At 42.6% G+C, this 17825-nt stretch carries 22 protein-coding genes; 20 read left to right on the forward strand and 2 right to left on the reverse strand.

Annotated features, from left to right (window positions below; all coding sequences use genetic code 11):
• The 6 genes from D479_RS20330 to D479_RS16860 form a co-directional block, all read left to right on the forward strand.
• The coding region (locus D479_RS20330) for a tryptophan-rich sensory protein (RefSeq protein ID WP_193743896.1) at window positions 1-191 on the forward strand (191 nt) is incomplete at its 5' end.
• 157 nt (window positions 192-348) lie between these two features.
• A complete protein-coding gene (locus D479_RS16840) occupies window positions 349-828 on the forward strand; it encodes a GNAT family N-acetyltransferase (RefSeq protein ID WP_008639392.1) in 480 nt (159 codons plus the stop codon).
• Window positions 829-936: 108 nt separating this feature from the next.
• Window positions 937-2190: an aminopeptidase gene (locus D479_RS16845; RefSeq protein ID WP_008639394.1), complete on the forward strand. Its 1254-nt coding sequence runs from the start codon at window positions 937-939 to the stop codon at window positions 2188-2190.
• A 289-nt stretch (window positions 2191-2479) separates the two neighbouring features.
• Window positions 2480-3205, forward strand: coding sequence for a hypothetical protein (locus tag D479_RS16850; RefSeq protein ID WP_008639396.1), 726 nt, complete (start codon window positions 2480-2482; stop codon window positions 3203-3205).
• Window positions 3206-3359: 154 nt separating this feature from the next.
• A complete protein-coding gene (locus D479_RS16855; RefSeq protein ID WP_039871697.1) occupies window positions 3360-4298 on the forward strand; it encodes a phosphotransferase in 939 nt (312 codons plus the stop codon).
• Window positions 4299-4458: 160 nt separating this feature from the next.
• Window positions 4459-5484 (forward strand): S66 peptidase family protein, encoded by a 1026-nt coding sequence (locus D479_RS16860; RefSeq protein ID WP_008639400.1) that lies wholly within the window; start codon window positions 4459-4461, stop codon window positions 5482-5484.
• A gap of 836 nt (window positions 5485-6320) precedes the next feature.
• On the opposite strand, the gene D479_RS16870 is transcribed toward D479_RS16860, so the two are convergent.
• Window positions 6321-6791: a DinB family protein gene (locus D479_RS16870; protein ID WP_008639402.1), complete on the reverse strand. Its 471-nt coding sequence runs from the start codon at window positions 6789-6791 to the stop codon at window positions 6321-6323.
• Between the two features lie 702 nt (window positions 6792-7493).
• On the reverse strand, window positions 7494-7673 hold the full coding sequence (locus tag D479_RS16875) for a hypothetical protein (RefSeq protein ID WP_008639405.1): 180 nt from the start codon (window positions 7671-7673) through the stop codon (window positions 7494-7496).
• A gap of 181 nt (window positions 7674-7854) precedes the next feature.
• On the opposite strand from D479_RS16875, the gene D479_RS16880 reads away from it, so the two are divergent.
• From D479_RS16880 to D479_RS16940, 14 genes are all read left to right on the forward strand, one after another.
• Window positions 7855-8388, forward strand: coding sequence for a GNAT family N-acetyltransferase (locus D479_RS16880; protein WP_051989406.1), 534 nt, complete (start codon window positions 7855-7857; stop codon window positions 8386-8388).
• Window positions 8389-8569: 181 nt separating this feature from the next.
• Window positions 8570-8854 carry a hypothetical protein gene (locus D479_RS16885; protein WP_008639407.1) on the forward strand — a complete coding sequence of 95 codons (285 nt, stop codon included), beginning with the start codon at window positions 8570-8572 and terminating at the stop codon, window positions 8852-8854.
• A gap of 111 nt (window positions 8855-8965) precedes the next feature.
• Window positions 8966-9136 (forward strand): hypothetical protein, encoded by a 171-nt coding sequence (locus D479_RS20845; RefSeq protein ID WP_008639408.1) that lies wholly within the window; start codon window positions 8966-8968, stop codon window positions 9134-9136.
• A gap of 72 nt (window positions 9137-9208) precedes the next feature.
• Window positions 9209-10183 (forward strand): HD domain-containing protein, encoded by a 975-nt coding sequence (locus D479_RS16890; protein WP_008639409.1) that lies wholly within the window; start codon window positions 9209-9211, stop codon window positions 10181-10183.
• Window positions 10184-10246: 63 nt separating this feature from the next.
• Window positions 10247-11188 (forward strand): hypothetical protein, encoded by a 942-nt coding sequence (locus D479_RS16895; protein ID WP_008639410.1) that lies wholly within the window; start codon window positions 10247-10249, stop codon window positions 11186-11188.
• Between the two features lie 115 nt (window positions 11189-11303).
• Entirely contained in the window at window positions 11304-12140 is an 837-nt protein-coding gene (locus D479_RS16900; protein ID WP_008639411.1) for an alpha/beta hydrolase, read from the forward strand.
• Complete coding sequence (locus D479_RS16905) at window positions 12137-12664, forward strand: GNAT family protein (RefSeq protein ID WP_193743897.1); 528 nt, start codon at window positions 12137-12139, stop codon at window positions 12662-12664. Before D479_RS16900 ends, D479_RS16905 begins: the two co-directional genes overlap by 4 nt.
• A 54-nt stretch (window positions 12665-12718) precedes the next feature.
• On the forward strand, window positions 12719-12907 hold the full coding sequence (locus tag D479_RS16910) for a hypothetical protein (RefSeq protein WP_008639413.1): 189 nt from the start codon (window positions 12719-12721) through the stop codon (window positions 12905-12907).
• A 15-nt stretch (window positions 12908-12922) separates the two neighbouring features.
• On the forward strand, window positions 12923-13480 hold the full coding sequence (locus D479_RS16915; protein WP_008639415.1) for a DUF4256 domain-containing protein: 558 nt from the start codon (window positions 12923-12925) through the stop codon (window positions 13478-13480).
• Window positions 13481-13519: 39 nt separating this feature from the next.
• Window positions 13520-13768: a hypothetical protein gene (locus D479_RS16920; RefSeq protein ID WP_152413420.1), complete on the forward strand. Its 249-nt coding sequence runs from the start codon at window positions 13520-13522 to the stop codon at window positions 13766-13768.
• Complete coding sequence (locus D479_RS16925; protein WP_008639417.1) at window positions 13765-14424, forward strand: M23 family metallopeptidase; 660 nt, start codon at window positions 13765-13767, stop codon at window positions 14422-14424. The genes D479_RS16920 and D479_RS16925 overlap by 4 nt, the downstream gene beginning before the upstream one ends.
• 18 nt (window positions 14425-14442) lie before the next feature.
• A complete protein-coding gene (locus tag D479_RS16930; protein ID WP_008639418.1) occupies window positions 14443-14628 on the forward strand; it encodes a hypothetical protein in 186 nt (61 codons plus the stop codon).
• Between the two features lie 208 nt (window positions 14629-14836).
• Window positions 14837-15685: a PRD domain-containing protein gene (locus tag D479_RS16935; protein WP_008639419.1), complete on the forward strand. Its 849-nt coding sequence runs from the start codon at window positions 14837-14839 to the stop codon at window positions 15683-15685.
• A gap of 193 nt (window positions 15686-15878) precedes the next feature.
• Window positions 15879-17792 carry a beta-glucoside-specific PTS transporter subunit IIABC gene (locus D479_RS16940; RefSeq protein ID WP_008639420.1) on the forward strand — a complete coding sequence of 638 codons (1914 nt, stop codon included), beginning with the start codon at window positions 15879-15881 and terminating at the stop codon, window positions 17790-17792.
• Window positions 17793-17825: the final 33 nt, after the last annotated feature.

Raw genomic sequence — 17825 nt, forward strand, 5'->3', positions numbered from 1 at the left:
TATTTTTCTTTGGACTAAAAAGCACATTTTTAGGCTTTATTAGTTTAATTCCATTTTCAATAATCGTTGTTACATTAGCCTATTTCCTAAAAAAAACCGATGTTTATTCATTTAGAGTACTTTTACCGTATCTTGTATGGTTATTGTATGATTTGCTATGGACATTAGGATTATATTTGCAGAATTTATAATTTGATCCCACTTCAACTAACGACCGCGTTAGATTAAGATATATTCGAAGATATCTCGATTTCGAGTCTTACAGCAACGGGGGCAATTGCTCAATAGAGTCTTCGTCTAATGTGCAATGCGTGACATTCTAATTATCTATACTTAGGAGGGCCATTAATGGATATTACAGCAATAAGTGATATTTCCCAGGATAAAGTAATTGATTTTTTCAAGCAGCATTGGGGTAGTACAGAAATGGTTATTTCTTCTGGGATTTATGATTGTAGTAAACTGGACGGATATGCTGTGTTAGATAGTGAGAAGACAGTTATTGGTTTAATTACTTATATAATTATCAACGATACATGCGAAATTATTTCTTTGGATAGCACAGAAGAAAACAAAGGGGTCGGGACCTCTCTTATACAAGCAGTTGAGAGAGGTGCATTAGAGAATGAATGTAAATACATAAACCTTATAACCACTAATGATAATTTATTAGCACTAAAGTTTTACCAAAAGCGTGGTTATGTTTTAGCAGATCTATTTAGAAATGCAGTTGGAAAAGCAAGGCAATTGAAGCCCGAAATTCCATTTGAAGGTAACGATGGTATTCCTATTAGAGACGAAATAAAGCTCGAAAAATTATTAAGATAATAGCCAGAGTAGTTTGAATTTAACTCTAATCTCTTGATTCTAAGCCTTTCGCTGATGGGGGCATTTCTTGAATAAACATATACAACGGTATCACAGGGGAGATATTGAATGATTAAAGGAATATATGAATTTATTAGTGAAGCACAGTTAAAGAAGTATGCAGAACTTGCTGTACGAGCTGGTGTGAATCTGCAAAAAAATCAATTATTGGTTATTCATAGTGATATACAAAATGCTACTTTTGCCCGTCTAATCCAGACGGTAGCTTACGAGGCAGGAGCTTCAAATGTATTTATAGATTGGACAGATGAACAGTCCACTAAAGAATTTTACTTAAGTGCAGCAGATCGTGTTATCGATCAATTTCCTGATTGGCAGGCTGCCCGCTTTAAGGAGTGGGACGATGCAGGTGCTGCTTACATACATATTATTAGTGAAAACTTAGATGTATTTAAGGAGGTCTCCCCAGAACGGATCAGTCGCTTTCAAAAGGCTTCACGCACCAAGTTGGAAAGTTATTATGCAAAGATTATGTCCCACGAGATACGCTGGTGTCTTCTAGCTGTCCCGTCCTTCGCATGGGCCACGAAAGTATTTCCGAACGTAAGTGAAGAAGAAGCCGTGCAATCGTTATGGCAAGGCATTTTACGTGGAGCGCGTGCAGATGGAACAAATCCTATAAAAAACTGGGAAAATCATGACCGCGCCTTCGAGTCACGGAAAATGTTTCTAAACGATTTCCAGTTTGACACCCTGCATTTTACCAATAGTCGAGGAACGGATTTAGTCATCGGTATGCCTAACAACCACATCTTTATTGGTGGGGGTATCAGAGATAAAAATGGAATACCTTTCTTTCCGAACATTCCTACGGAAGAAATATTTACTGCTCCCCATAAACATAAGGTGAATGGAAAATTGGTAGGTACTAAACCTCTTATCTATGGGGGAAGTGTCGTCGAAGAATTTTATCTGATTTTTAAAGATGGACAGATTACCGACTATTATGCCGCAAAGGGACAGTGGGTGTTACAAAATCTCATCGAAACAGATGAAGGTTCACATTATCTAGGTGAAATTGCCTTGGTCTCTAATAAATCTCCTCTTGCTCAGGAAGATACTCTTTTTTACAATACATTGTTTGATGAAAATACGTCCTGTCATATTGGAATCGGAAATGCATCTCCTTCCAATATTCAAAATGGCAATGATCAATCTGAGGAAGATTTGAAGGCAGTAGGGCTGAACACTTCCCTTTTATCAGTCAATGTGACCTTTGGTACCGAAGATATGAAAGTAGTGGGCAATAAAGAAGGTGGAACAGAAGAACTGCTAATGAAGGATGGGGATTTCCAATTCTAATTCGTCTACAACTTAAAAACATAGAAAATAAATATATGATATACCTCGACTTCGAGTGTTCCAGTAACGGGTCGATTATTCAATATGAATAGTCGAAGACTCAGCTTCGAGATAATTAAAATAAATGTAGGGATTTCATTATTGAGAAGAAAATTTCCATTTTTAATGTTATATAATTGGGAATAGATATAAAATTATTGGGCTACAAGTAGAGGGAAATGACATTGATGAGAGGGGGGTTATCATTAATAGTTTTATAGTAGATATTTATAAACAATTTTGGGACGAGATGGGTTTTGGTCCAAAGGAAGATGTACATTTAAAGACACTATGTTATCAATTGGATAAGGAATTAGAGGAGTTCTCCAGAGAAGTTCACAGAAAAATAGGATTTGGAATAGGTGATGGTTTTTCTGTGTATATTAACGGTTTTGATAACATCATCTTTGTAAGAATAGAACTGTTTGATACTAGTGAATATTCATTTATTACAGAGTATCTTAAAAGCAATGGCGAAGAAATTGATTATCCAAGCTTTGATTCTAACATGGGTGATACTCTAGTTCATGTTTCTAACTTTGATGAGAAATTGACTCACAGTTTGATAAATGAATTACATAACGAGTTTGGACAGGAATTAACAATTACACATTCTGAAAAGATTTTCGAGAAAGGTGCATCTGATTGGGGAATAGATCTGCTGCTATGGTTAAGTAATATACCTGCTTCTATAATAGGCGCATACATCTACGATTTTTTCCGGAAAAATAAATCAGATGAAGCCGAAGTACATGTAATTGAAAGTTTTGATAAGAGTTCTGTATTAGGTATAGCTGCAAAAATAAGCGAAGTTAGTATAAATGACCTGGAAGTAATTAATTCAGTTTATAACGAACATGAGGATACAACATTTTACTTTATTACTAGTAGATATGTAGATATTAAGTTAACACTTAATAAGTCAAATAAAGTGATTGATTATAGTTTAGATAAGAAAACTCATAGTAAAATTTAATCTATATCTTGATTTTAAATAATCTGGATGTGGGGGCTTATCCTTAATAATGGATAAGCCCTTTTTATAAGAACTGTTGTTGTTTGAAGGTAAATTTGAAATAATTGGAATAAATAAACGGAAGTTAACCAACTGAATGAAAGGGTGGTTATTCTTGGAGCACCTTAAACAAAGGCTAGAAGAAATGAAATGGGTACCACTTCATGTAGAATGTATTACTGGTGCGCATGCGGGTGATATTTTTCGATTTGAAATTATAAATCATAATGGGGATACGGAAAAATTCATTTATAAGGAATTTGCTGAGGGGAGAAACAATGAAATAGAAGTATTTAAGAAGTTAGAAAATCATCTACAGCCATTTACCAAGCTGGTTAAATGGTGGGAGTCTAATCCGCAAGCCATTCTTATGGTTGACTTAGGAAGGCCTTTGAAAGATGATTTTATGAACTTGCCTTTAGATAGTAAAAAAAAGTCGATTGTTTCTATTCTACAACGCCTCTCTTATCTACATAGCTTAAAGATTGATCAAACAGCTCTAACCCTGGATGCTCACTCTATTACATATGAGTGGTCTGAGTGGGCCATCGATCAATTAAAGTTATTGAATGAAGGACACGATTGGGCATCTGATTGGTCCAAACTTATAGAAAGTGCTTACCAAAAATTAAAACTTGGTCAATATACAGTAAAAGGTCCTTTAACTCTCACTCATGGCGATCCTCACCTTGAGAATGTTTTTTGTTACGAAAATGAAATTTGGTTTATTGACTGGGAGTGGGCTGCGATTGGGTCACCTCTAAGGGATATAACTATATTGTTGCAAGATGTATATGACGAAGAACTTGTGCGGTACACATATAGAGCTTATAAAGAATTATTAGACAGTAAAAAGATATCGATAAGTAATGATGCCTATAGAAGAGATTTTCACCATTTATATGTAGATCATACAACAATGATGTTGGCATGGGAAATTGATAAGTATTTTCAGGGATTTACTTCAGAAGCAAGGATTAAGGAAATTGTAGAATTTAAGATGAAAGAAATTAACAGGGTAGTTATAGAAGAGGCACACATATCTCCATGGTGAAATACAGACAACTTCAATATATCTCGAAATGAAGTCTTACATAAACGGGGGGATTATTTAAAAGGGTGCCGCTCTTTTTTATCATACAAATGGTTGATACTGGCATTTGAATTTGCAATAATGAAATAATTATCTCGGAAGTGTAAAGGGGGACGAAAGAGTGGTTAAGTATCCGCCAGCATTAGAAAAGGGTGACGCGATTGCTGTAACAGCTCCTTCAAGTGGGGTAGAAGAACAATTACATATGTTAGTACATAAAGCTAAAGAAAATGTTGAGAATAAAGGGTTTATAGTAAAGGTAGGTGAGACAGTGTGGACAGAAACAAAATCTAGGAGTTCTAAGGCATCTATAAGAGCAAAAGAACTGACTCAATTCATCGAGGGTGAGAGTGTTAAGGCAATTATTCCTCCGTGGGGAGGGCAGTTCTCCATGGAAGTTCTACCTATGATTGATTGGAATTACATAAAGACCTTACCCCCTAAATGGATCCTTGGTTATTCAGATATTAGCACAATCATGTTTGTATATACGACAATAACTGGTATTGCTTCAGCGCATGGAACGAATTTCAATGAGTTATCAGCTCCTAAATGGGACGAACTTACTTCAAAATGGACGGATGTTTTAGGCTGTAGTAAAGGTCAGGATATAATTCAGTACTCCTCAGGTCAATATCAATCCTCATGGACAAAAACATTTGCGAACCCAGCTACAGGTTTTTACTTTGATACAGAAACAGAGTGGAAGTCACATACAGGTCAGAAATCCCATGAATTTTCCGGAAGGCTCCTAGGAGGTGTCATGAATACATTACAAACTTTGATAGGTACTCCTTACGATCAGGTGAATGAATTCACTATTAAACATGCACAGGAGGGAGTAATTTGGTATTTGGAATCTGTTGATTGGAGTGCTTCAGAGATATATAGGTGTTTGTGGCAGATGAAATATAGTGGATGGTTTAAGGATGTCAATGGAGTACTTATAGGAAGAGCGAGTGGGTACTCACCAACCAAAGATTTCGAATTAGAGGATGCTTTGATGAATGTTTTTGGAAAAGAGATACCAGTTATATATGACGCAGATATCGGCCATATGCCTCCACAGAATATACTCGTAAATGGAGCATATTCAACGGTAACTTATCAAGATGGAAAAGGGACTATAAGGATGAAGTATATTTAGATTTATCTCGAAATTGAGTCTTCAAGTAACGGAGGCGTCTATATAATGGTCTTAATGTAGCTGAAATACTCTTGTCTGGTCTATATGAAGGAATTAGGGGGGGCAATTGGGAAAAGCTATAATAGTTTTTGTATTCCTAACTTTGTACGTCTTCAGTATGTGGTTAAGTATCATTGCATTTAAATATAAGAAATTTTTAGGTTATCTCATAACTTTTCTTCTACCAATTATCATAGGTATGTTATTTGCTTCAACATCTGTTTTTTTTATTTCACCTGTCTTATTAGTTAGTTTAATAACTTATCACTTTTTCGTGGTAAAAACTAACGGAACATAAATTTATTTTACAGAGAACCTGACATATGTGATTGATTATTATTGGATATAGAGGAAATAAATCTCGAAATCGAGTCTTCTGTTATAGGGGGCTTTATTATTAAAGAGGAAAGGAAATTTGATGAATTTCAGTTATGTGAAGTTTGAAGTGTTATGACCAGAAGAATACATTGTACCTTTACGTGACCAACTGAGCAATAATAAAGTATTAACTGTTGGAGAGTATGATCATGTAGTTCTTATACTGAAACCAAAGGGTACTGGAGGCCCCTAGAATCTTCAAACCCTTATTCAGGTGAAAAGAAAAAAGTAACATTTGGATCAGAGTGCAAAATGGAATTTAAGTTGCTTACAAGAGAATAGAGGAGCTTAGAATAATTACGTAGCTTTTAGAATGATACTTTGATATGGAGTCTTAAAGTATAGTGGCCTTTAGTGAAGGTAAGATACATGATGTCTCGTACAAAAAGAGCCTTAGTAAAACTAAGACTCTTTAAGAATCAGTCCCATATGTCAGCTCTTTCAACACCAGCAGACCTTAAGTAATCTAAGAGTTGACCAGTATGTATAGATTCGTGATAAGCAATTCTCAATAGCATATCTCCTAGTTCTCGGATGTACCCGACATTGGATCGATCTATCTGTATGTTTGATAAATCATTTTCACTGAATGTGTGGATGGTCTTAATAAATTCATCCCTCAGAGACTGTGAAAAGTCGACTTCATCCTCCGGAGATATTAACGGACGATTTGTAAACGGTGACTCAAAGTCAGGAACGCTACCCTGATTCTTTATAGCTAAATGGTAATAATGTTCTGACTCTAATACATGACGAATCATTTCTAAGCATGACATGGCGTTGATATCTGGACGCCAGTTATAGGCTTCTTCAGGAATTGACTTCCACACTTTGAGACTTCTTCTTCTAACTTCGTTTAAATTTAAAATAACCAAATCAATTGAATTCAATTTTTCCCTCCTCTTCAATTATCATACTAGAACAAACGTTCTTTTGGAAGAGAGTAATTAAAGACGTAATTCGACGTTTTTATGTAACATATCTCAGTGTCGAGTCTTCCTGTAACTGGGACTTTTCAGGATTACAAAAAGATCTTGTTATTGCTTTTTGAGGTAAGGATTTAGTTGAATATAGAAATAATGTACTTTGGAGGAGGAGAGAAGGATTCAAGAGAAAATCAACTTGTGGTCATTTTTCTTTTCAATTATTTGTGTGATTTTGTTTCTAACAGTTTCTTTCTCAGGTTGGTTCAGTAATTCCAAAATGATGGGTATTCACCCTTTCACTTTAATTTTATTTATTACGTTATTTACATTTCCGGCTGGTGTATTTGGTTTTTCTGGTGTTAGAGACTGGAAGGGTATGGCAAGAAGTGTATTTTCAATAATAGTAACACTTAGTTTATCAGCGTTTCTGGGTTGTGTTTTACTATTTGGAAGTTTATTTAACTAATGAGTGTTAAAGAAAATAATAAGATATATCTTGATATCAAGTCTTATAAACCGCGTGCAATTATCCAGCAAGGGTAGTCACTTCCTTACTCAGTATAGGGCAGTCAGTAATCAACCGGACTTTGGTAAAGGGAAAAAAGATCTTTGGAAAATAAAAAGGCTACTTTCTAAAAAATAAAAGAACCAAAAAAGCTTGGTTCTTTAATCTCTCATGGATCCCGCCTCACGAGATGTCATATTCCCTACACCTTTGCTTACATCCTGTTGAATTTCCTGTTTTACTTTTTTTGGATCTGTTCCTGAACAGCCTGCCTTCATCGTTGATTTCTGTACCTCTTTTTGTTCCCCATTAATTCCAGGTGTTATCTGGTTCTTTTTCATTTACCAATCACCTCCATGTCAGTAGGTTTGGCAAGAAATTCAAGATTATCCCTAATTAGAAAAGCTACCATTGTGTTTGAATGTGAATAGGAGGAATATGTAAAAAGTACTTAAATACATGTGATACTCTTGCAGTGTGCCTCTAAAATTGGCTAACGGACAGGATTTTAGAAGACATACAATGATAAAGGTTGTGATAATGTTGCAAATATATTTTCGAACTAATCGTTTAATTGCAAGACAACTAAAACTTAGTGACCTTGAACAATTTCATACGATGCAAAGCAATATGAAAGTTATGAAATATATATTGGGAAGAACAAAAACAAAAGAAGAAAATGCTGCTGAATTAAAAAACATCATCAGTGAGTATACGCTGAGTGAACCGAACAAAATTGTTATGGGGTTGTCTGAAGTATCAGATGTAACTTGTACTTTAATAGGTACCTGCGCTATTACATCGCTTGATGACGAGTTTAATGAGGTGGGGTACAGGTTGTTGGAAGAAAGTTGGGGAAATGGGTACGGACGTGAAATTCTGGAAGGTCTTTTGACATATTGCTTCGACGATTTGAAGGTAAAGAAAGTGAAGGCAGAAGTCGAAAAAGAAAATATCTACTCTGTTCGTATACTGGAGAGTTCTCTTTTGAATTATGTAAGAGAATACTATGAAGGGGATAATCTTGTACGCCTTTATGTCATAGAAAAGGATTAATTTTTTAAATCTCATCTAAACGATTTCCTAACTATTTGCAATATTCGTTGTGTAAGACTATGAAGCAGTCACAAGAAATGATTTTCCATATCAGTTGTTAAACCTATTTAACTGATGGAGCAGTAACCTTTAATAAGTAAAATGGGTTAGCGTTCAAATAACAATATATAGGGGTGTAGAAATGTGGGTAATATTTGGGGTTATTGCCATAGGAGTTACTGTTGTAAACCTTTTTTTGTATGCAGCAGGAAAGGATTATAAGCTTGCTATGGCGATGGCATTATCATTTACAGCATTAACAATTTGTGCAGATTACAGTTATCTAAATCGGTGGATAGAAGCAGAAGATTGGGCGGCTATATCGGATGTAGTACCTGGTATGATAACGGTATTTTGGTTTTTGACAATTGTTTCTATCTTACTGAATATATCACCTATACTTTTAGAACGAATAAGTAAGAAATAAAACGGGGTCTTTGTTGAATAAACCCTCAAAGAACCTTTTCATAAGAAAATAGGCTTGAGCCGAGGTGTTAGTTTTGAAATAATTGGCAGTAGAGAAGGGGAGGTGGAAGCAATGCAGAAGGAACCGTTCAATGATGCCGTGGACCACCAGCAGAAGATAGAAGGATCGCCTGCACCTGGTGACGGGACGCTTCCTTTGCCGATCCGGATCATCGGTTACGTTCTGTTTGGGAGCTTTGCACTGATGCTGATCCTTGGGCTGCCTGGTCATGTTCTTTTTTAAGGGAGAATCAGTGCTTAGCGATGAATATGGACATAATCGGTGACGAGACGTGATAAAAAAGGAGGCAGGGCCATGTACATAAGGGATTGCATTTACGGAGAATCGGAAGTGGACGGAGTGTTGGAGCGACTGATCAACAGTGCGCCGGTGCAGCGTTTGAAAGGGGTCCATCAGGCAGGAGCCGCCTATCTGGTGGAAGAAACGTGGGACGTCAGCCGGTTCGAACATTCGATTGGAGTCATGCTTCTGATCCGGAAGCTTGGAGGATCGGTGGAAGAACAGATCGCAGGACTCCTGCATGACGTATCGCACACGGCTTTTTCCCATGTGGTCGATACCGTGTTTGATAATAGAGCAGAGGACTACCATGAACAAATTTTCGATTCAGTCGTCCGGCATTCCGAAATTCCTGACATTTTGGAAACGTACGGATATCGCTGCGAAGATTTTCTGGACGACAGCAGGTGGACGCTGCTGGAGCGGCCTTCGCCTGAACTGTGCGCTGACCGCGTCGATTACACGCTTCGTGATATGTACCGCTACGGTAAGATCACGAAAGAAGAGGTAGAGATGTTTCTTGAAGAGCTTGTAGTAGTGGACGGAAGTATGTACGTCTCCTCTGTGGCTGCCGGTGAGTGGTTTGTCGAGACGTACTATAAGGAAGTCATCGACTTTTTCCTTGATCCGTTGAACATCTACAGCTACGACCGGCTGGCGGAAGTGTTGAAGCTCGCTATGGGTGAAGGGATTTTAACGACAGACGATTTTCTTCTGGAGGATGAGTCAGTAATACGAAAGATTAAAAAAGCAGGAGACAGCAAAATTCTTCAGATGCTGGCTACTCTGCATTCCAATGTGGAGGTAGTGATCGATGAAGAGGACTATCATATCCACCGGGTGAACAAGATCAGGCTGATCGATCCTTCTGTGTGGAAGGGAGCAAAGCTCACCCCGGTTTCGGAGCTTTCCTTTAACGTGAGGCAAAGGAATGAGGATGCGGAAAAGAGGGCGAGGAGAGGGACGTTTGTCCGTGTTTTATCTGCTTAGTTGTCATAGGCATCGTCGTTGCGGCCTTTCTATAGCTTGAAAAATCGAAGGGAGACAGTTCAGATGAAGACGAATCGACAGCAATCTTTTACGGGGCTTCAGCGGGAGGCCGTCGCACTCGTTGAGAATAAGCAATGCGATGCAGCGCTTGAACTTCTGGAGGAAGGAAAGGTGCAATATCCGGAGCGCCTGGACAGGATTGGTCATTGGAAAGCGGGCATCTACATGCTTTTGGGGAAGAAGGACAGGGCTGTCACAGAGCTTCAGCAGGAGCTTGATCAAGGAGTATGGTGGAATCCGTCCTTGCTGGAACAGGATGAGGAACTTGCCCCATTGCAGGGATCCGAGGAGTTTCAGCGTATCCTGAGTCAGTGCGCCGAGCGGTTTGAAGAAGCTGATCGCGCAGCCAGCGCGGAGCTTGAAACGACAGGTAATCCGGAAGCGGATGTTGCTATAGTTGCCCTGCATTGGAAAGGCTCCAACGCGGCTGACTTTGCAGCTCAATGGAGTGACCCGGTGATTCTCGAGCGTTATTTCTTCGGTTTCGTTCAGTCCTCGCAGGTATTCAGCAAAGATATCTACCACTGGGACGATCCAGATACGGCTGCGGCCGATGTTACGTCTATGTATCAGCGTTTCTATCAAAGCTTTCCAACAGAGAAAAAGCGGATTCTCGCAGCGGGCGCCTCCCAGGGAGGAAAGACCATCATCGAACTGCTTCTCCAAAACAAGCTGCCTGAAGTCGAAAGCTTCCTCGCTTTTGTTCCGTCGTTTACAGATGTGGACAAGCTTGCAGCACTTTTCGGGGATCAGGATGTATCGGACGTGAAAGGGTGCGTCATTACGGGGGATGAAGATCCTTTTTATGAGGAGACGAAGAAAGTGGTCGAACTTCTTCAGTCCAAGGGAGCTGATTGCAGGTTGATGGTCATCGAAGGGATGGGGCATAGTCTCCCGGATGAACTGGCCGAAAACCTGCAGGAGGCTGTAGATTATTTAGAATAATCATTAGAATCGTTTGTGGCAAGGATGACAGATGCTCCTCTGTTCGGTAGAGTTATAATATCAAATGTTTGAATTTTTAAACTTCTTATGTGTAGAGGTGACTGGTGGTGTGAGGATGAGAACGAAAGATGGTGTAGAGCTTTATTTCGAGAAAAAGGGGAACGGTCCACCCTGCCTGTTCCTTCACGGCGGGCCGGGCTATTGGAGTAAATCGTTTCAACATACTGCAGGCGAAAAACTGGAGCAGGAACTTGAAATGGTATATTTAGACCAGCGAGGTTGTGGGAGATCCGGGTATAGTACAGACCAGAATTATTCTTTGACTCGGTTGGTGGATGATATCGAAGAGTTAAGGGAGTTTCTTGAAGTCGATACGTGGATATTAATGGGGCATTCCTTCGGAGGCATTCTCGCTGTGATGTATGCGGAACGTTATCCGTATAGAACAAGTGCGCTTATTCTGTCGAATGTCACGCTGGACATGAAGGCTTCCTTTGCTCATCAAATCCAGAAAGGGAGAGAAGTTCTCGGTCTCGTAAAGGAAGATATACCAGCCAATGATTTACTTCCTGCATATCATGCTGTTCAATCGGAACTGTTAATAAGAAATGAATTTTTCCCCTTACAATTCTTTACGATAGCCGATAAGCGTGTGCTGGACGAAGTGGATGAGGAGGGGCCAGCCGGCGATCCGGAATTCCATAGGCACATTTTCACCCAAGAGGAATTCTTTAGGGATTTCCGACCTGTTACTGCATCCCTTCCAATGCCGACACTGATTCTTACTGGAGAGCATGATCACGCCATCGGACCTCATCATCACCGATCTTTCATGTTTTCGAATAGGAGGGTCGCTTCCTTTCCAGTCGGCCATCACCCTTATGTAGAATGTTTGGAGTCTTTTGGAACAGTGATCCATACATTTCTATCTGACTATAAAGGAGGAACGTGATGATGGAAGGCAGTCGTCTGTATCTGCGTCCCATCGAAGATCAGGACATTGATGGAATCTGTCATTCTGTCCAGGATGAAGAGACCCGCTACATGACAGGAAGACGGCGGACATTCACGAAGAAAGAAATCATTGACAGGTACCGGAAGTTTCGGGAGGACTCTTCGAGACGTGATTTCGCGATCTGTCTTCGTGAAGGTGACAGGGTGATTGGAGACCTGGCGATTGTGGATATCGATCAGGATAATCGTAAGGCCGGTTTTCGAATTTCGCTTCACGCCGGAGCCTATCAAAATAAGGGGTATGGGACAGAAGCGGTGAAGCTGGCCGTTCGGTATACGTTTGAAGAATTGGAGCTGAACCGGCTGGAGCTTGAGGTGTATTCGCATAATATCCGAGGTATTAAAGCCTACGTGAAAGCGGGGTTTCAAAAGGAAGGGGTGTGCAGGCAGTCGCTGTTTTGGAACGGCCGCTATTCGGATGAAATACTGATGGCGGTCCTGAAAGACGAATATGTCGTCTGATTCTTAATTAAGGTGGTTGTTCTTATATAAATATCGGAATAGGGAGGAACGGCTATGGGTGCCATAACTGTTGTACTCGTCATCCTGTTGGCGGTGGTCGTCGATTTCTTTTGGTTGGACGTCGACCAGAGGAGATGGGGTTGGATGAAGAACTGGTCGAAGCTGCAAAAAGGTTTGTTCTTTGCCGGCTTTGCGGCTGCAGCTCTGCTTATTTATGCAGGATTAAGCTTGGAGTACATATAAAGAAGGAGGATCACTATGTCCAGACACGTATCACAGGATGAGAAGGCGGAGCTTTATGCGAAATGGAAGGATCGCTTTGATACAAATGCCGAGCGTCACCCGGGCCTTGTGTGGGAACATATCGAGAAAAAGCTCGAAGCGGATGAATCGAAGCTGTGGTCGCTTCGTGAAATGGAGCGCACCGGAGGGGAGCCGGATGTGGTCGGTTATGAAGAAGGGACAGATCGGTATCTTTTCTTTGACTGTTCGCCGGAGAGCCCTAAGGGCAGACGAAGCGTCTGTTACGACAGCGCGGCGCTCGAATCGAGGAAGAAATATAAGCCGGAGACGAGTGCCGTGGATATGGCGGAAGAAATGGGCGTCGAGCTGCTGACGGAAGAGGAATACCGTTCGCTGCAGAAGCTCGGGGAATTCGATAAGAAAACCTCAAGCTGGGTACAGACGCCGGCGGACATCCGTTCTCTCGGCGGAGCGCTGTTCTGCGACTATCGCTATGGGACGGTGTTTCTCTATCACAACGGAGCGGAATCCTATTATGCCGCCCGCGGCTTCCGCTGCCGGCTGCATGTGTGAATCCAGTCTCCGTAAGGAAAGAAGAGGAGGGATCTTTGTTTGATGGTTTGGATGTTGGCACCGATTTATCTCCTTCTTCCACTGGCACTTTTGTTCAATCTATGGAAGACGGATTATGCAGGCAGGAAGCTGCTCGTCCTGGAATGGCTTGCCTGCCTGATGTTTATGAGCTACATATTCTTCCTTGGTCCGTGGGCCATTTATAATCATTATCTGCGCTGGCTCTGGCCGGTATTGTTCCTAGTCGTTTCCTTCTTCGTCTGGCGCAGGTACCCGGGCTTCCGGTGAAAGGACCGAAGAAAAATAAGCCGTACCGCTTTTCCATGGGGATCAGTATCGCTCTCTTTCTCTACTTTGGTGTCATTACCGCCGGCGCTTTGACCGGGTACAGGATGCCGGAACAAGAAAAGGCGGTGGATCTCGCTTTTCCGATGGAGGACGGGGTGTTTACGGTCGGTCACGGCGGGACGAGTACGGCAATCAACTACCACCATGACGTTGCTCCTCAAGCCTACGCGAATGACATCACCCAGCTCCACTGGTGGGGGATGCGGGCGTCGGGACTGTCTCCGAAGAATTTGAAGAAATACCGCATTTACGGAACCCCTTTGTACAGCCCGTGCAGCGGCGAAGTGACAACGGCCGTCGATCGTTATGACGATCTATCCCCGCAGGAAGATCCGGATGAAGAGGCATCTCCAGCCGGGAACCACGTCATTTTATCCTGTGACGGGACGGAGGTCCATCTTGCTCATATGAAGCCGGGGAGTGTGGAAGTGGAAGAAGGTCAAATGGTCGAAACCGGTGACAGGCTCGGCAGCGTCGGTAATACGGGGAATACGACGGAACCTCATCTGCACATCCACGCGGAGAGAGATGGAGAAGGCGTTCCGATCACGTTTGACGGCAGATTTCTGAAGCGGAACAGTCTGGTTTTCGATTAAAGGACAGGTGGTACAGCGATGAAGAAAAGGAAATGGAAAGCCGTTGGGTTTATTTTGATGATCAGTGCATCGATTGCCGTCGCCTCTAGCTACTATGGGTTTAAAGAGGCAGAATCTTCCTGTGTCAAAAGCGGTGGGACGGTCGTTGAGAAGGATGTCAGCCTGCTTGCGTTTCATTGGAAGCTTTCTTGTGAGCAGGGATAGAGGCGGATCTCCCGCTGTGTAAAAGTATGCCATTGACAATCTCAATCCCTCTATATAAAATAAAAGAAAACGTTTACAACTTTATACCTAGTTGGATTGTTACTGTTCGGCAGGCAAAACCTAAATTGGTACAGAGGACGAATGGGTCTTCTTGCGCTCAATTTAGGTTTTTGTTGTTTTTATGCGTCGCTTAAGGAGGAGGCGGGATATGGAGATCAGGAAGATACTGAACAACAATGTCGTCGTGTCAAACAATGAGGCGGACCAGGAAATTGTCGTGATGGGACGGGGACTCGCATTCAAGAAGAAGGTCGGCGAAGAGGTGGATACATCGAAAATTGAAAAGACGTTCGTGCTGGAGAAACAGGGAACAGCGGACAAGCTGGGACAGCTCTTGCGGGATACGCCGGCGGTTTATTTGGATATTTCCTCGAAAATCATGGACTATGCGCAGTCGCTGCTTCCGTATAAGCTGGACGAGTACTTGTATGTAGCCTTGACGGATCACTTGAGTTTCGCAATCAGCCGGCATGAGCAGGGGATCGAATTGAAGAATCAGCTGTTATGGGAGATCAGGAAGTACTACAAGCAGGAGTTCCAAGTCGCATTGAGAGCGCTTGACATCATCAAAGAGGAGACAGGCATCACGCTTGGGGAGGATGAAGCAGCGTCGATTGCCCTCCACCTCGTAAACAGTCAGCTTTCCAGTGACAACATGGCTTCTGCCGTGCAGGTGACGGAAATGGTCAACAATATTTTGAACATCGTGAAGTATCATTTCAAAATGGAACTCGACGAAGACTCTGTCAATTATGAACGGTTCCTGACCCATCTGCGTTTCTTTGCGGTCAGGTTCGTCCGAAAAGAGAAGCTTGAGGATTCGGTCGATGACTTCCTTTTCGATCAAATCAGACAGAAATATGAGGACGCCTTTGAAGCTACCCGAAAAGTTGCGCTGTATTTGGAGCGCAATTATGAGTGGCTGATCTCGAGGGATGAGCAGGTGTATTTGACCGTCCATATCCACAGGGTCAGTCAAAGGCAGCAGATTTCTTAAAAAAGATTTAATTTTCTGAATGTAATCGTTGACATAAACTCGCGCTCATGCTATCTTTTATTTAACTTAATAACCTTCGAAGGAATGTTACCAAATTTGGGCATAACCTGATCTGCTTCGGAAAAGCGCGCGCTTTCCGAATCGGTTCAGGTTTTTTATTTGCAAAAAATACCTCGGAAAGCAGGGATCGATGATGAAATACGAACAGCTGGCAAGAGACATTATTGCTAACGTCGGCGGTAGAGAAAACGTGTTGAGTGTCGTTCATTGTATTACCCGTCTACGCTTTAAGTTGAAGGATGAAAGCAAAGCCAATACAGAAGTTCTGAAAGATATGGATGATGTCGTAACCGTCATGAAGAGCGGTGGTCAGTATCAAGTCGTCATCGGCAACCAGGTTCCTGATGTGTACAAGGCCGTCGTCGAAGTCGGCGGTTTCGCGGATCAGGCGGTCGTCGAACAAGATGGACCGCGGGAGAAGGAGAGCTTGTTCAACCGCTTCATCGACATCATCGCAAGTATTTTCACCCCGGTGCTCGGCGTGCTTGCTGCAACCGGTATGATCAAAGGTTTCAATGCACTATTCGTCACGTTCGGCTGGCTCGATGAAGCCGGGGGGACCTATCAGATTCTGAATGCCATCGGGGACTGTTTGTTCTACTTCCTGCCGATTTTCCTCGGCTATACAGCCAGTAAAAAATTCGGAGGCACCCCGTTTATCGGCATGGCCATCGGTGCTTCTCTCGTCTATCCGACCCTTTCCGGTCTGACAGCAGGCGACCCGCTCTACACGCTGTTTGCCGGAACGTTGATTGAATCACCGGTTCATATCACTTTTCTAGGTATTCCAGTCATCCTAATGACCTATTCTTCTTCCGTCATTCCGATCATTCTTGCTGCCTATTTCGGCTCACGTGTGGAAAAAGGGTTGAAAAAGGTGATTCCGGATGTCGTGAAAATGTTCTTAGTTCCGTTCTGTACGCTGTTGATCGTCGTACCGCTTACGTTCATGATCATCGGACCGATCGCTACGTGGGCAGGGCAGCTTGTAGGAGCCGCCTCTGTCGGTATTTACAGCTTGAGTCCGATTATCGCCGGAATCTTTATCGGTGGATTATGGCAGGTATTCGTCATGTTCGGCCTGCATTGGGGATTGGTCCCTGTCGCCATCAACAACCTGACAGTGAACGGATCAGATCCGGTGCTTGCCATGATGTTCGCAGCTTCCTTCGCACAGATCGGTGCGGTTCTAGGCGTCTGGTTGAAGACGAGAAACCAGAAGATGAAGACGCTCAGTCTTCCAGCGTTTCTCTCCGGTATTTTCGGTGTCACCGAGCCCGCAATCTATGGAATTACTCTGCCGCTTAAACGGCCGTTCATCATCAGCTGTATCGCAGCCGGCTTCGGCGGGGCGCTCCTTGGGGTATTCGGGTCTCAAACCTTTATTATCGGCGGACTTGGTATCTTCGGTATCCCGTCCTTCATCAGTCCTTCCGGTGGTTTGGATCTAGCATTTTGGGGATCCATCATCGCCGTTGCTGCCGCATTCGTGCTGGGATTCGTGCTCACTTACCTGTTCGGTGGTGTCAATAAACAAGTGAAAGCGGACGGCCCGGAGAAGCAGGGGGCAGTGGAAGCGAAAACGACAGAAGTGAAGGTGGAGAACTTAGTTATTGCCAGTCCGCTGCACGGGGACGTCCTTCCTCTTGAGACGATCAAAGACGCAGCCTTTGCATCCGGAGCGCTTGGAAACGGTGTCGCCATCGAGCCGACGGAAGGAAAGCTGTTCGCTCCCTTCTCCGGGAATGTATCGGCGCTGTTCCCGACGAACCATGCGGTCGGTTTGACAACCGATGACGGGGCGGAAATCCTCATTCACATTGGAATGGATACGGTCAAGCTGAACGGGCGGCACTTCACGAGCCGTGTCGCTCAGGGCGACCGGGTCGAAAAGGGACAGGTGCTGATCGAGTTTGATATCGAGGCGATCAAGGCCGAAGGATTCGCTGTCACGACGCCTGTAGTCGTGACGAACCAGCTTCCCTATCAGCTTGTGACAACGAAGCAGACACAGCTGCAGGCCGGGGATACGTTGATGCAGGCGTAAAGGAGGCGGGAGAGAGGAGGGCGATGTCCCTTT

Source organism: Halobacillus sp. BAB-2008, assembly GCF_000328325.1.
Lineage (GTDB): Bacteria > Bacillota > Bacilli > Bacillales > Halobacillaceae > Halobacillus.

Excerpts from the sequence above, each read along its gene's own strand:
- D479_RS16840 (WP_008639392.1), top strand. The coding sequence starts at position 349 with ATGGATATTACAGCAATAAGTGATATTTCCCAGGATAAAGTAATTGAT.
- D479_RS16845 (WP_008639394.1), top strand. The coding sequence starts at position 937 with ATGATTAAAGGAATATATGAATTTATTAGTGAAGCACAGTTAAAGAAG.
- D479_RS16850 (WP_008639396.1), top strand. The coding sequence starts at position 2,480 with ATGGGTTTTGGTCCAAAGGAAGATGTACATTTAAAGACACTATGTTAT.
- D479_RS16875 (WP_008639405.1), bottom strand. The coding sequence starts at position 7,673 with ATGAAAAAGAACCAGATAACACCTGGAATTAATGGGGAACAAAAAGAG.
- D479_RS16880 (WP_051989406.1), top strand. The coding sequence starts at position 7,855 with ATGATAAAGGTTGTGATAATGTTGCAAATATATTTTCGAACTAATCGT.
- D479_RS16885 (WP_008639407.1), top strand. The coding sequence starts at position 8,570 with ATGTGGGTAATATTTGGGGTTATTGCCATAGGAGTTACTGTTGTAAAC.
- D479_RS20845 (WP_008639408.1), top strand. The coding sequence starts at position 8,966 with ATGCAGAAGGAACCGTTCAATGATGCCGTGGACCACCAGCAGAAGATA.
- D479_RS16890 (WP_008639409.1), top strand. The coding sequence starts at position 9,209 with ATGTACATAAGGGATTGCATTTACGGAGAATCGGAAGTGGACGGAGTG.
- D479_RS16895 (WP_008639410.1), top strand. The coding sequence starts at position 10,247 with ATGAAGACGAATCGACAGCAATCTTTTACGGGGCTTCAGCGGGAGGCC.
- D479_RS16900 (WP_008639411.1), top strand. The coding sequence starts at position 11,304 with ATGAGAACGAAAGATGGTGTAGAGCTTTATTTCGAGAAAAAGGGGAAC.
- D479_RS16910 (WP_008639413.1), top strand. The coding sequence starts at position 12,719 with ATGGGTGCCATAACTGTTGTACTCGTCATCCTGTTGGCGGTGGTCGTC.
- D479_RS16915 (WP_008639415.1), top strand. The coding sequence starts at position 12,923 with ATGTCCAGACACGTATCACAGGATGAGAAGGCGGAGCTTTATGCGAAA.
- D479_RS16930 (WP_008639418.1), top strand. The coding sequence starts at position 14,443 with ATGAAGAAAAGGAAATGGAAAGCCGTTGGGTTTATTTTGATGATCAGT.
- D479_RS16935 (WP_008639419.1), top strand. The coding sequence starts at position 14,837 with ATGGAGATCAGGAAGATACTGAACAACAATGTCGTCGTGTCAAACAAT.
- D479_RS16940 (WP_008639420.1), top strand. The coding sequence starts at position 15,879 with ATGAAATACGAACAGCTGGCAAGAGACATTATTGCTAACGTCGGCGGT.